This window comes from Lentzea atacamensis (assembly GCF_003269295.1).
Classification (GTDB): Bacteria; Actinomycetota; Actinomycetes; order Mycobacteriales; family Pseudonocardiaceae; genus Lentzea; species Lentzea atacamensis.
Map to the genome: position 1 here is coordinate 216,671 of NZ_QLTT01000002.1, position 13,275 is coordinate 229,945.

Consider the following 13,275-nt stretch of genomic DNA (forward strand, 5'->3'; position numbering starts at 1 on the left):
ATCGGTCGGGTCATGGGGCCGGACCGGTACTGCGACGAGGTCGTTCCAGGCACGGTGAAGGTGGAGGTGCTCGTCCGGACCGAGAACACGCTCGCCTTCCGCCCACCTCTGCCCGGCTTCGGCACCGATCACATCATCGTGATCCCCACACGACACGTCTCGTCGTTGCTCGACCTGGACGACGACCTGACAATCGAGCTGCTCTCCACGGTCAAGAATGTCGCCGCGCTGGCTGTCGACCAGCACGGGGGCTGCCAGGTGCTCACCACGCTGGGCGACGAACAGCACAACAAGCACCTGCACTGGCACGTCGCTGTCGGCGACGGGGTCGCCAGGTTCGTGCCACGCGCCTGAGCGCTAGGCCTGGGCCAGGTCGGTGAAGCGGCTGTAGTGCAGCTGGTGCGCCACGGTGATGGTCGCGGTCGGGCCGGCACGGTGCTTGGCGATGATCAGGTCGGCCTCGCCCGCGCGCGGGTCGTCGCGTTCCCACGCGTCCGGGCGGTTGATCAGGATGACCATGTCGGCGTCCTGTTCGAGGGAGCCGGACTCGCGGAGGTCGGACAGCATCGGGCGCTTGTCGGTTCGTTGCTCGGGGCCGCGGTTCAGCTGGGAGATCGCGATGACCGGGACGTGGAGCTCCTTGGCGATCAGCTTCAGCGAGCGGGAGAACTCCGAGACTTCCTGCTGGCGGGACTCGGACTTCTTGCCTGAGCTCATCAGCTGGAGGTAGTCGACGACCATCAGCTTGAGATCGTGGCGCTGCTTGAGGCGGCGGGCCTTGGCGCGGATCTCCATCATGGTCAGGTTCGGGCTGTCGTCGACGAACAGCGGCGCCTCGCTGATCTCGCTCATGCGGCGGGCCAGGCGGGTCCAGTCGTCGTCGCTCATCTTGCCGCCTCGCATGTCGCCGAGGCGGATGCGGGCCTCGGCGGAGAGCATGCGCATGACGATCTCGGTGCGGCTCATCTCCAGGCTGAAGATGGCGCTGGTCAGGCCGTGCTTCACCGAGCACGAGCGGGCGAAGTCGAGGCCCAGCGTCGAGTTGTGGGTCGGGATCATCGTCTTGCCCGCGAGGTAGAGGTGGTCGTGGTTGTCGACCTCCACGCACCGCACCGGCACGGACGCGACGGGGCGTACCGCGACGATCTCCACCTGGTCGTGCCGGCCCAGGCCCGCGATCAGCTCGTCGACGTCGCGGCGCAGGCGGGCGAACCGGCCGTCGATCTGCAGTGCCGCCAGCAGTTCCTCGCGCTGCTTGCGGGAGGCCCGCAGGTACGCGGCGGGGATGTGCGGGTCGTCGGCCAGGTCCAGGTCCTTGGCCACGCGCAGCTCTTCGTCGGTCAGCTCCAGGTCGCCCAGGCCGGACAGGAAACGACCGAGCGCGCGCGGGGACAGCGGCAACGAGGCGGTGGGCAGCTCCCACGCCGCCGACATGCGCACGAACACGCGGCACACGCCGACGCGCTGGAACAGCTGCGCGGTGGTGCGGATCGCCCAGAAGCCGCCGGTCTCGCTGCACGACTCCGTGAGCCACTGGTGCTCGGCGTCGGCCACGATCACCGCGCCGTCGGAGAACTCGACCTCGAAGCACGGGCGGCCGGTCATCACCTCGGTCGCGGCGACCACGCGCGTCGGGCGGCCGTCCGCGCCCATCAGGAAGTCGCCGACCGAGACCGAACCCATGGTGGTCCAGCCCGAGGGCGTGGGCAGCGGGGTGTCGAGGGCCAGCGCCTTGCCGACACCGGGACGGGCGGCGACGATGATCATCTGGCCGCCGTGCAGGCCGTTCGTCAGCTCGTCGAGGTCGGCGAAGCCGGTCGGGATGCCCTGCGAGATGCCGCCGCGCGACGCGATCGCGTCGATCTCGTCCATCGTCGGCTGGAGCAGGTCTTCCAGCGCCACGTAGTCCTCGGTCGTGCGGCGGTCGGTGACCTCGTAGATCGCCGCCTGTGCGCGGTCGACCACCTCGTCGACGTCCGCGCCCTCGGCACCGTTGTAGCCGAGCTGCACGATGCGCGTGCCCGCCTCCACCAGACGGCGCAGCACCGCCTTCTCGGCCACGATCTCGGCGTAGTAGCCGGCGTTCGCGGCCGTCGGCACCGTCGCGATCAACGTGTGCAGGTACGGGGCGCCACCCACGCGCAGCAGTTCGCCGCGGCGCTCGAGCTCGGCGGAGATGGTGATCGGGTCGGCGGGCTCGCCGCGGCCGTACAGGTCGAGGATGCAGTCGTAGATCGCCTGGTGTGCCGGGCGGTAGAAGTCGTTGGGCGCGAGGGCCTCGATGACGTCCGCGATGGCGTCCTTGGACAGCAGCATGCCGCCCAGCACCGACTGCTCGGCTGCGAGGTCCTGCGGCGGCTGACGCTCGAATCCGGGTTCCGCCATACCCCGGTCGTCCACCAGCGCCACTGCCAAATCACCCCTGCGAAGAGTCGAGAGCCGGTGTCTGTCCCCTAGTTGTACAGCGCGACACCGACAATTCCGGGCGGCCACGCTGTGCGATGGTGATCGCCCGAGTCGCGACGCTAGAGGGACCCGTCCGGAGCAAGCAAACCAGCGTGTGGATCGCCCTGTGGACAACTGGGGGACAACCTGTGGATGGTTGCCCACAGGGGTGGAGCCGCTGGGGACAACCTGTTGACAACCGGTAGGGTGACGGAAATAACCGCAGCTCAGACGCTGTGAACAACTTGTGGAAAAAGTTGTGCGCCACACCCTCGGCGTGTCGCGAGAATCCGCCTCTTCGGCGTGTCGCGACCAGGCCGGGCACATCGGTTATCCACAGGACGTGGACAGGGCGGTGCTGGGCCGAACGAGCGAAAGCGCCACCTACTCGGAGCATTCCGGGTAGGTGGCGCCTCAGCAATCGCAACCAGCGTGAAATGCCCCCGAGGGGGTCACGACACGCGGTTCGCGTTGCGGGAGTTACTCGGCAGCGGTAACGACGAGCGGCAGCGCGACGGTGACCTCGGGGTGGAGGCGAACCGTCACCGAGTGCTTGCCGGTGGTCTTGATGTGACCCGGCAGCTCAATGGCGCGCTTGTCCAGGACGAGACCGCCCGCGGTCTTCTTCACAGCCGCCGCGACGTCGGCGGTGGTGATCGAACCGAACAGCTTGTTCGAGCCGGCCGCAGCCTTCGCGGTCAGCGTCACGCCACCCAGGCCCTCGAGCTTGGCCTTGAGCTCCTTGGCGTGGTCCAGGTCGCGCACGCGACGGGTGTCCTGCGCGCGCTGGATGACCTGGATCTGCTTCTGCGCACCGCGGGTCGCGACGATCGCGAGACCGCGCGGGAGCAGGTAGTTGCGGCCGTAGCCGTCCTTGACCTCGACGATGTCGCCGGGAGCGCCAAGGCCGGAAACGTCAGCGGTGAGGATGAGCTTCATCGTTGAGTCCCCTTTCCTTAGCGAGCGGTCGAGGTGTAGGGCAGCAGGGCCATCTCACGGGCGTTCTTCACGGCAACAGCGACGTCGCGCTGGTGCTGCGAGCAGTTGCCGGTGACACGGCGGGCACGGATCTTGCCGCGGTCGGAGATGAACTTCCGAAGCAGCGTCGTGTCCTTGTAGTCGATCAGGCTCGCGCTCTTGTCCTTGCAGAAGGCGCAAACCTTCTTCTTGGGCTTGCGCACAGGCGGCTTGGCCATGTGTCTCTAACTCCTGGAATACGCAGTGATCAGGTTCTGGATGACCGGTGCAGCGGTCTAGAAGGGGGGCTCGTCGGCGAAGCCGCCACCCGAGCCGGCCGGCGGGGCGGAACCCCACGGGTCGTCAGCGGGGGCGCCACCGCCACGAGACTGCGAGGGACCGCCGCCGAAGCCGCCGCCACCGCCGCCGTCTCCACGGCTGACCTTGTTGACCTTCGCGGTCGCGTAGCGCAGCGAGGGGCCGATCTCGTCGACCTCAAGCTCCACGACGGTGCGCTTCTCGCCTTCCTTCGTCTCGAAGGAACGCTGGCGCAGCCGTCCGGAGACGAGCACGCGCGAACCGCGGGTGAGCGACTCGGCCACGTTCTCGGCGACCTGCCGCCACACGTTGCACCGCAGGAACAGCGCTTCGCCGTCCTTCCACTCGCCGGACTGGCGGTCGAAGGTGCGGGGCGTGGAGGCGACCGTGAAGGACGCCACCGCGGCACCGCTCTGGGTGAAGCGAAGTTCCGGGTCGGCGGTCAGGTTCCCGACCACCGTGATCGTCGTCTCACCAGCCATGTCTTGGGGGCTCCCCTGATTGAGGTTCGTCAGGCCTTGACGGCCGACTTGGCGGGCTCGCGGCGCAGGACCTTCGTCCGGAGCACCGTCTCCTGCAGACCGAGCTGGCGGTCCAGTTCCTTCACCGCGTCGGGAGTCGAGGTCAGGTCGAGCACCGCGTAGATACCCTCGGTGTTCTTGTTGATCTCAAAGCTCAGCCGGCGCTTGCCCCACACCTCGACCTTCTCAACGTTGCCGCCAGTGGTGCGGATGACGTTGAGGAACGTGTCGAGAGACGGCGCGATCGTGCGCTCGTCAAGGCTGGGGTCGAGGATGACCATCACTTCGTAATGACGCATGAGGACCACTCACCTCCTGTGGACTCGCGGCCACGGGCTCTCCGTGGCAGGAGGGTCGTCGCGTCAGCAACTGAAGAAGGGTAACAGAGCGCGTCCGGCGACTACGCAGGGGTGCGGCGGAGCACCCAGGTCCGCACCAGCGCGCCCGTCACGCAGGCCAGCATCAGCACCGCGAGCAGCACCGGGACGCCGACGCCACCCGGTCCGCCGAGCCGGGGCAGCGCGGTCGCGCGACCGGCGGCCTGGACCGGGTCGCCGTCGAGGCCGTTTCCGTTGGAGGCGCGGGGAACCTGCGAGCCGTACCGCACGCCGGGCGACGGCGAGTAGAGGCCGGGCATCGCGAACGGCAGCGAGCCGTAGCTGAACAGAGGCACGCGGCCGAAGTTCGTGCCGAGCGGGTAGAGGGAGAAGTCGCGGTTGTTCGGGGCGCCCTGCGGCGTTCCCGGTGTGCCGGGACTCACACCCGGCTGACCGGGCGGCGTGCCCGGCTGCGGCTGGGGCTGCCCGGCGGGCGGCTTCGGGGCCTGGATGCCGCCGACCGCCTGCTGCGAGGCGTCCGCGATCGCCTTGCTGCCGTCCTGGACCGGCGCCGCGACCTGGTTCACCCCCGTCACGACGACCTGGCAACCGCTGGTCAGCGTCGCGCGAACGGTCTTGTCGAGCGTCCCGATGATCGGTCCGAGCAGCGGGATCTTCACCAGTTCGGCCATCACGGCGTTCGCGATCGTGGCACCGCTGATGGTCGTCGTACCGGTCTGCACCGCACCGATCGGCATGGGCTTGACCTGCGAGAACGCCTGCTTGAACGGCTCGACGAGCGGCGGGCCGAGCAACGGCACAGCGCGCACGAGGTCGGTCACCGGCTGGAGCACCGCGTTGGGACTGAGCGAGACCGGAGTTCCCGGCGTGCCCTGCACGCTCGTGGCACAACTGCCCACGACGATGGGCTCGGCTGCGGTGGCCGGAACCACGCCCACGGAGGCGGAGGTCAGCGCCAGCAGCGTCGCGGCGGTGACGCTCAGCAGTCGCATGTGAACTCCTTTCCTACTCTGTAGTAGTAACGACCGTAGGTCCTGGTCGTGACGCAGGCCATCCCCAGTTTTCGCAATTACTCCTATCGGCGGCGGCTGCGATGTCGTTATGGACGACGACTACCCTCCTAGTCCATGCGCATCGGGGCCCATGTTCGCGACGACGACCCGGTCGGCGCCGCGGCCGAACGCGGGGCCGAGGTCGTCCAGTTCTTCCTGTCCGATCCGCAGGGCTGGAAGAAGCCGAAGCCGCACCCGCAGACGGAGGCACTGCTCACCTCCGATCTGGAGGTGTTCATCCACGCCCCGTACATGATCAATATTGCGTCGCTGAACAACAAGATCCGGATTCCGTCCAGGAAGAACGTGATCCAGCACGCCGAGGCCGCCGCGACGGTGGGCGCGAAGGGCCTGATCGTGCACGGCGGCCACGTCACCAAGGGCGAGGACCTGGCGGACGGCTTCGCGAACTGGCGCAAGTTCTTCGAGCGGCAGGTCGCCGAGGGCGGCTTCGCGGTCCCGATCCTGATCGAGAACACCGCGGGCGGCGACAACGCCATGGCCCGCACCTTCGACTCCCTCAAGATGCTGTGGGACGCGGTCGGCGAGTTCGGCGCGGGCTTCTGCCTCGACACCTGCCACGCGTTCGCCGCGGGTGAGGACCTCGTCGGCATCGTCGACCGGGTGAAAGCGATCACCGGTCGCATCGACCTGGTGCACCTCAACAGCTCACGCGACGAGTTCGGTTCCTCGCGCGATCGGCACGACAACATCAAGACTGGCACCATCGACGCCGATCAGCTCGTGGCCGTCGCCGCGAGCGCAGGATGCCCGGTCGTGGTGGAGACACCGGACGAGGGCCAGGCCGCCGACATCGCGTACCTGCGCGATCACGCCGGCCGGTGAAGACCGTGCACGAGGTGGTGAGCGTGACGCCCGAGCGTGACGACGCGGGGCGTTTCGCGAACCGCTTCGGCAGGCCGGCCGCCGCCGTGCTCGTGCTGCTGTGCGGGCTCACGCTGCTGCTGGGCTTCATCAACAAGGACCGCTGCACCGGTCCCGCGTTCGACCAGTGGGGCCGCACGCAGCCCGACTACGACGAGCGCAACAAGCAAGAGGTCTGCTACTCCGACATCCAGCACCTCTGGATCGGGCGCGACATCGACCGGCACGTCTTCCCGTACGTCGACGGCGGCATCAACGACAAGGGCATCCTCGTCGGCGGCTCCGTCGAGTACCCGGTGCTCACCGGCCTGGTGATCTGGGCGGGAGCGATCTTCGCGCACAACGACGCGGAGTACCTGCTCTTCTCCTCGCTGCTGATGGCGCCGTTCGGCCTGCTCACGGGCTGGATCCTGGGCAAGCTCGCCCGCTGGCGCGCGTTGCTGTGGGCGATCGGGCCACCGCTGATCCTCTACGCGTTCCACAACTGGGACCTGCCGGTCGTGCTGTGTTCGGCGGCTGCGGTCTACGTCGTGCACCGCTGGAACCGGCCACTGGTCGATCGGGCGACCGTCGCATCCGTCCTGCTGGGCCTGGGGTTCGCGTTCAAGGTCTACCCGGCCGCCTTCGTGCTGCCGCTGATGCTCTTCGTCGCCACCGGTGGCTGGCGCGGCCGGGAACTGCCGGAGGGCAAGAAGGCCGACATCGCCGGCGCGATCAAGGTTGGGCTCGCCTCGATCATCACGGTCGTGCTGGTGAACCTGCCGTTCGCGGTCGCCGGCTACGACGGCTGGCTCGCGTCGTTCGAGTTCCAGCAGCTGCGCCGGGTCGACATCACCACGAACTCGATCTGGTACTGGGGCCTGCGGCCGTTCATCGGCGACGACGCGATGCAGTCGCTGGTCGGCGTCATCTCGCCGATCACGATCCTGATCTCGTTCGCGATCGCGGCCGGCTACGGCTGGCTGCGGTTCCGGCGCGAGGGCAGCTACCCGTGGATCGCGGTGTCGGGCGCGATGCTGTGCGGCTTCATGTTGCTGCACAAGGTCCACTCACCGCAGTACACGCTGTGGCTGGTGCCGTTCCTGGTGCTGCTGCGCGTGCGGCTGATGTGGGCGTTCGCGTACTTCGCGGTCGACCTGGCGATGGGCATCGGGATCTTCCGCTGGTTCTGGGCGATCGAGTTCGGTCAGCCGGCCGGGATCTACGACAGCTTCTCCGCACAGGCCGTCATGATCGGCGTGTGGGGCCGGGCAGCACTGCTCGTGGCGCTGTTCGTGGTGTTCCTCAAGGCTCGTGACGTCACCGAGGACGACCACGACGACACGAATTTCATCCGCGGAGCTGTAGCAGCGAAGAGCTGACTCGCCGCAGACTTCACGCGTGAGGGTGATCATCGTCCTGACGCTGCTGCTGGTCTGCGGCGCCTCCGGATCGCACGAGCGGTCGGAGGCGATCCGCTGGCTGCCCGTGTGGCAGGCCGTGCCGACGCTCTCCGCCTCCGTGCCGGACCAGAGCGTGCGCACGACGGTCGACCTCAGCGCGGGCGGCACGTCCGTCCGCATCCGCCTGTCGAACCTCATGGGCATCAGGCCGGTCCGCGTCGAGCAGGTCACCGTCACCGCGAACGGCGAGTCGCGGCAGCTGACGTTCGGACGCTCCCGCGGCGTCACGATCAGGCCGCGCGACGAGGTCTACAGCGACGCCGTGCAGCTGACCGTGACGACCACGCTGGAGATCAGCACGTACACCCCGGCCGGCACGCCCTGCCAGGCGCGCGCGTACCGCACGATCACGTCCGCGCGCTCGCACGTCTGCCTCGTGTCCGCGGTCGAGGTCGCGGGCTTCACGGCGCCGGGCGCAGCGGTGATGTTCGGAGACTCGATCACCGAGGGCGACTGGGAGGGCACCTGGCCGTCGCTGGTGAAGAGCGACCACGCCGTGCTGAACGCGGGCATCAGCGGCAACGGCGTCGTGTTCGGCGACGCCCCGATGATCACTCGCGTCTACCGCGACGTCCTCTACAGCGACGAGGTCCGCAAGGTCGTCCTGCTGGGCGGCATCAACGACATCCAGAACGGCGTCAGCGCGGAGAACGTCATCGCGGGCATCCGCACCATCGTGCTGCGGTGCCGCAACGAGGGCGTGCAGGTGCTCGTCGGCACGCTCACCCCGTGGCGCGGCTGGGTGAACTGGACCGAGGAGCGGGAACGGCAGCGCCAGCGGACGAACGACTGGATCCGCGCCACCTTCCCCGACGCGATCGACTTCGACGCCGTCCTGCGCGACCCCGCCGACCCGCTCAGACTGCGTCCGGAGTTCGACTCCGGTGATCACCTGCATCCGAACGGGGCCGCATACGGTGCAATGGCTCGCGTCGTGCGGGTGTGACGATCTGCCGGTCCGGTGCGTCGGCCAGGACGCCGGCCAGCGGGTCCTCCTCGCCCGACGCCCGGACGAGGTCGCGCTCCGGGTGGTAGATCTCCTTCAGGATGATCACGCACAGCCCGATGACCGCCGCGTCTCGCAGCAGCACGGCGCCGAGGAACCAGTCGATCGGCAGTCCCTTGTTGTCCGTGCCGAGGTAGAAGTACATCCGCGGCACCCACACGAGCGCGTCGAGCGCCATCCACGCCAGCAACAGCTTCCAGCGCGGCAACGCGAGCACCGCCAGCGGCACCAGCCACAGCGAGTACTGCGGGCTCCACACCTTGTTCGTCAGCAGGAACGCCGCCACGACGAGGAACCCGAGCTGCGCGAGCCGCGGCCTGGTCGGCGCGCTCAGTGCGACGTAGGCGATGCCGGCACAACAGACGAGGAACAGCACCGAGCTGACGGTGTTGAGGACCGTCGGCGCCTGCCCCTGCGTCAGTCCGGGGTCGAAGCCCTGCCACCCCGTCCACTGCGTCAGAACGTTGTAGATCGTGTCCGGGTCGGCGTTGCGCTCGGTGTTGAGGCGGAAGAACTCCTTCCACCCCGTGTGCGAGGCCGGGTTCAACGCGATCGGCGCGTTGACGAGCGCCCACGCCCCGATGGCTGACGCAGTGGTGGTGAGTCCGGCCTTCACCCGGCCAGAACGCCAGCACAGCAGCAGCAACGGCCCGAGCAGGAACAACGGGTAGAGCTTCGCCGCGCCACCCAGGCCCAGCAGCACACCGGCGAGCACCGGTTTCTTCCGCGCCCACGCCAGCAGACCGGCCGTGGCGAACGCCGTCGCGATCGTGTCGAAGTTCGTGAACGCGTGGACGATGACCAACGGCGACACCGCGGCGATCGCGGCGTCCCACATTCTCCGCCGGGCGATGCGCGCAACGGAGAACACTGTCACGAGCCACGCCACGGCGAGCCAGAACGCCGTGACGTTGAAGTAGACGATCACCGTCATCGGCAGGCCCGGCACCAACGCCACCAGGCCCTGGGCCACGCGCGCGTTGAGCCACTGGAAGATGCCGGTGACGACCGGGTACTCCATGTACCGGACGTGCTCGGTCGGCTTGCCCTCGTCGTCCTTCCACGACGTGATGTACGGGAAGGATCCGCGCTGGTCGAGCCGTTCCGCGGTGTAGAGCGGCACGGTGTCCGAGTAGCAGAGCGCGGTGAACTGCCTGCTCCCCCGCCAGTCCAGCTGAACCTGGCCCTTTTCGTCGACGTACTGCTGGATGCACGGCGACTTCTGCACCCAGCCCGCCAGCAACGTCAGCACGGCGAGCAGCAGGATCACCCGCAGCGCCGTCCAGAAGTAGTTCCTGCCGACCTGCGCGTGCTCGCCGAGCGGACCGCCGAACGGTCTGCTCAGGGTGCGGGCGAGCGACTCGGTCCAGGTGGGGGCGACCCGATCCTCGTGAGTGAGCGAGTCGGTGTCCTCGGCGGGAAGCTCGGCAGGGCTGCTGGGCACGTCGCGGATGTTACGGCCAAGACCGTTTCGCCGTGGTCAACATCCCCGGACCGACGGTGTGCACGTCATGTCTTCTCCCTGCGAACTCTCTGCACGACTGCGATGACGGTGAACACGACCGTTGACGCCAGGAGGGCGAAGAACATCGGGTTCACATAGGGCGGGACGAGGTCGTAGGACGGGTTGCAGGGATTCGAGAGCGGGAACAGCGACTCCCTGTGGTCGGGGTCGAACTCCCAGGGCTGGTTGTACCGTGGCACACCTCTTCGATGTCGGGCACCGAGAGCGACCAGCAGGCCACGCGGCCCGGTTTCGACGACATCGTCCTTTTCTCCGTTGGTCGGGGCTCCAGACGTGCGAAGAGGGCCTGGTGCGCAATGCACCAGGCCCTCTCAGCTGTCTTGGGTACTACGTGTCCCCGGGATTTCGGCCATCACCAGGACCGGGCTTCGTGCTCGTGCTCGGCTTCGGGACGCCCGTCGGGTTGGGGCACAGGAAGCCCTGGCAGGGCTCCTCCGGCTCCGTCGGCCTGGTCTGGCTCGGCCTCGTCGGCTCGGTCGACCTCTGCGGCTCAGAGGAGGGCGCCTGGCTCGACGACGGCGGGTTCGACTTCGACGGCGGGTTGTACGGCCCCAACGGCTTGGCCTTCGGGAACTTCTCCATCTGCGTGCCGGCCAGCGCCTTGTTCATGAACGCCTGCCAGATCTTGCCCGGCACACCCGAACCGAAGATGTTCGCGCCGGACTTGTCGCGGATGGGCAGGTTGCCCTCGTTGCGGCCGACCCACACAGAGGCAGAGAGCGACGGTGTGTAGCCGACCATCCACGCCTTCGAGTTGAGGCCGGCACCCTGGCCCGCGCTCTCGGACAGTTCGTGGGTACCGGTCTTGCCGGCGCAGTCGCGACCACCCGCACACGGGATCGAGGAGCTCTTCGGAATCTCCTTCAGCACGTCGGTGACGTTGTCGGCGATGTCCTGGCTCTTGGTCTGGTCAGGGTCGAACGCCGAGATCGGCTTGTCCGCGTGCTGGTAGAGCACCCCGCCGTCCGGGCCGGTGATCTTCACGATGAAGAACGGCGCGCGGTAGACACCCCGCGCGGCGAACGTCGCGTACGCCGACGCCATGTCGAACGGCCGGACGACTGCCTGGTCACCACCGAGTGCGATACCGGCGTTCGGGTTACCGCCGTCCTCACCGACCAGCAGCTTCTTCGGACCGTTGCCGATGTTGACCTGCTCGGGGATGCCGGCCTGGTGCGCCGCCTTGACGGTCGGGCGGATGCCGATGTCGTTCAGGACCATGTCGTAGAACACGGTGTTCAACGACTTGATCATGGCGGTGCGGACCGGGCACTCCTTGCCGCACGAGTTGTCGTTCCCGGAGTTCTTGATCGGGTTCGGGACGCCGGGGAACCTGCGCGGCGACGTGCCGTCATAGGTCGTGCCCAGGCCGCGACCGTTCTGCAGTGCCGCGACCAGGTCGAACGGCTTGAACGACGAGCCGGGTTCCTGCAGCGTGCCCTTGGCGTAGTCGAAGGAACCACGGCCGTCACGGCCGCCCCAGTACGCGCGGACCGCACCCGTGGCCGGGTCGATCGCCGTCAGCGACGTCTTCAACGCCTCCGGCTGACCGCCCTTGATCATGACCTCGTCCACGGCCTCCTCGGCCGCAGTCTGCATCTTCGGGTCGATCGTCGTCTGGATCGTGACGCCGGTCTTCTGCGCCTGCTCGAACGTGACGTCGGTCTTCTCCTCGTCGAGAGCCTGCTGAACCTGGTCGACGATCAGGCCGCGCGGGCCGTCGAGCGACTTCGGCTGGGTCTCGGCGAAGGGCAGCGGCTTCGGCCACTCCTGGGAGTCGTAGTAGGCCTGGTCGATCCAGTTCTTCTGGAGCATCTGGCCCATCACGTACTTCCACTGCTTCTGGGAGTGCTCCTTGTCCTCGGACCAGGACGGCGTCTGGATCATCGCGGCGATCAGCGCGGCCTCGGAAGGAGTGAGGTCCTTCATCTCCTTCTTGTAGTAGACCTGCGCCGCGGCCTTGAAGCCGTTCGCGCCGCGGCCGAAGTACACGGTGTTGAGGTACGCGGTGAGGATCGTGTTGTGGTCCGACTCGTTGCTCATCTTGTAGGCCTTGACGAGCTCGGTGAACTTACGAGTCAGCGTCGCTTCCTCGTTGCGCGTCGCCTTCTTGATGTACTGCTGCGTCAGACCGGAACCACCACTGTTGCCGCCGGTCGCCTGGATCCAGACCGCGCGAATGATCGCCCGGTAGTCGAAGCCGGGGTTGTCGTAGAAGTTCTTGTCCTCGGCCGCGAGCACCGCGTGCTTGACGTTGTCGGGAATCTCCTCGTACGTCAGCATCGTCCGGTTCTCACCGGGAGCGGTGATCTTGGTCATCTCGCTGCCGTCGGCGTACTGCAGCGTGATCGTCTTGTTCTGCTCCGCCGCGATCTGCTCCGGCTTCGGCCAGTCGACCAGCGGGTACGCGACGGCGACCGCGATCACAGGACCGAGGATCATCAGGCCGAGTGCGACGAAAGCGCCGATTCGGATGCGCTTCCAGATCTTCTTCTTACGCAGGCGGCGCTCCTCCTCTTCGGTGAGCTCCGGCTCGTCGTCGTCGTAGTAATCGTCGTCGTCCATGCCACCCGCGAGCAGGAACTCGTCCTCGGGCTCGCGGTGCGTCAGCAGGTCGGGCTCGCGCTGCGTCGGCCGGTTGACGGGCGGCAGCTGCGTGGTCCGTTCCTCGCCCGGACTGCGCGGAGGCACGACGGGACGGCCGGGACCGCCAGGGCCGCCCTGAGGGCCACCCGGACCGTTCGGGCCACCGGGGCGACGACCGCCGGGAGGAGGCGGTGCCATGG

General features: G+C 67.9%; 13 protein-coding genes. 4 read left to right on the forward strand and 9 right to left on the reverse strand.

From position 1 onward, the window contains the following. Positions 1 to 12: 12 nt before the first annotated feature. Entirely contained in the window at positions 13 to 354 is a 342-nt protein-coding gene (locus C8D87_RS09760) for an HIT domain-containing protein (protein WP_109629919.1), read from the forward strand. A gap of 3 nt (positions 355 to 357) precedes the next feature. Here C8D87_RS09760 and dnaB read toward each other — a convergent pair whose 3' ends face one another. From dnaB to C8D87_RS09790, 6 genes are all read right to left on the reverse strand, one after another. Next, entirely contained in the window at positions 358 to 2,772 is a 2,415-nt protein-coding gene (dnaB, locus tag C8D87_RS09765; RefSeq protein ID WP_325049646.1) for a replicative DNA helicase, read from the reverse strand. 153 nt (positions 2,773 to 2,925) lie between these two features. After that, positions 2,926 to 3,384 carry a 50S ribosomal protein L9 gene (gene rplI, locus C8D87_RS09770; protein ID WP_109629914.1) on the reverse strand — a complete coding sequence of 153 codons (459 nt, stop codon included), beginning with the start codon at positions 3,382 to 3,384 and terminating at the stop codon, positions 2,926 to 2,928. A 17-nt stretch (positions 3,385 to 3,401) separates the two neighbouring features. After that, on the reverse strand, positions 3,402 to 3,641 hold the full coding sequence (gene rpsR / locus C8D87_RS09775) for a 30S ribosomal protein S18 (protein ID WP_030480165.1): 240 nt from the start codon (positions 3,639 to 3,641) through the stop codon (positions 3,402 to 3,404). Positions 3,642 to 3,698: 57 nt separating this feature from the next. Then, a complete protein-coding gene (locus C8D87_RS09780) occupies positions 3,699 to 4,202 on the reverse strand; it encodes a single-stranded DNA-binding protein (protein ID WP_109629911.1) in 504 nt (167 codons plus the stop codon). A 29-nt stretch (positions 4,203 to 4,231) separates the two neighbouring features. Then, on the reverse strand, positions 4,232 to 4,540 hold the full coding sequence (rpsF, locus tag C8D87_RS09785; RefSeq protein ID WP_081901884.1) for a 30S ribosomal protein S6: 309 nt from the start codon (positions 4,538 to 4,540) through the stop codon (positions 4,232 to 4,234). A gap of 101 nt (positions 4,541 to 4,641) precedes the next feature. Further along, positions 4,642 to 5,571 (reverse strand): hypothetical protein, encoded by a 930-nt coding sequence (locus C8D87_RS09790; RefSeq protein ID WP_112226451.1) that lies wholly within the window; start codon positions 5,569 to 5,571, stop codon positions 4,642 to 4,644. Positions 5,572 to 5,706: 135 nt separating this feature from the next. Here C8D87_RS09790 and C8D87_RS09795 point away from each other — a divergent pair, with 135 nt between their 5' ends. The 3 genes from C8D87_RS09795 to C8D87_RS09805 are packed head-to-tail and all read left to right on the forward strand — an operon-like array spanning position 5,707 to position 8,904. Further along, entirely contained in the window at positions 5,707 to 6,477 is a 771-nt protein-coding gene (locus tag C8D87_RS09795) for a deoxyribonuclease IV (protein ID WP_112226452.1), read from the forward strand. A 23-nt stretch (positions 6,478 to 6,500) separates the two neighbouring features. Next, positions 6,501 to 7,877, forward strand: a complete 1,377-nt coding sequence (locus C8D87_RS09800; RefSeq protein WP_233439119.1) for a glycosyltransferase family 87 protein — start codon at positions 6,501 to 6,503, stop codon at positions 7,875 to 7,877. Positions 7,878 to 7,896: 19 nt separating this feature from the next. Beyond that, positions 7,897 to 8,904, forward strand: coding sequence for a GDSL-type esterase/lipase family protein (locus tag C8D87_RS09805; RefSeq protein ID WP_112226453.1), 1,008 nt, complete (start codon positions 7,897 to 7,899; stop codon positions 8,902 to 8,904). Here C8D87_RS09805 and C8D87_RS09810 read toward each other — a convergent pair. The 3 genes from C8D87_RS09810 to C8D87_RS09820 form a co-directional block, all read right to left on the reverse strand. Beyond that, positions 8,816 to 10,408, reverse strand: coding sequence for a glycosyltransferase family 87 protein (locus C8D87_RS09810; RefSeq protein WP_112226454.1), 1,593 nt, complete (start codon positions 10,406 to 10,408; stop codon positions 8,816 to 8,818). The two genes, C8D87_RS09805 and C8D87_RS09810, sit on opposite strands and share 89 nt — an antisense overlap. Positions 10,409 to 10,473: 65 nt before the next feature. Continuing rightward, positions 10,474 to 10,668 carry a hypothetical protein gene (locus C8D87_RS09815; RefSeq protein WP_112226455.1) on the reverse strand — a complete coding sequence of 65 codons (195 nt, stop codon included), beginning with the start codon at positions 10,666 to 10,668 and terminating at the stop codon, positions 10,474 to 10,476. Between the two features lie 148 nt (positions 10,669 to 10,816). Continuing rightward, positions 10,817 to 13,273: a transglycosylase domain-containing protein gene (locus C8D87_RS09820; protein ID WP_109629889.1), complete on the reverse strand. Its 2,457-nt coding sequence runs from the start codon at positions 13,271 to 13,273 to the stop codon at positions 10,817 to 10,819. Positions 13,274 to 13,275: the final 2 nt, after the last annotated feature.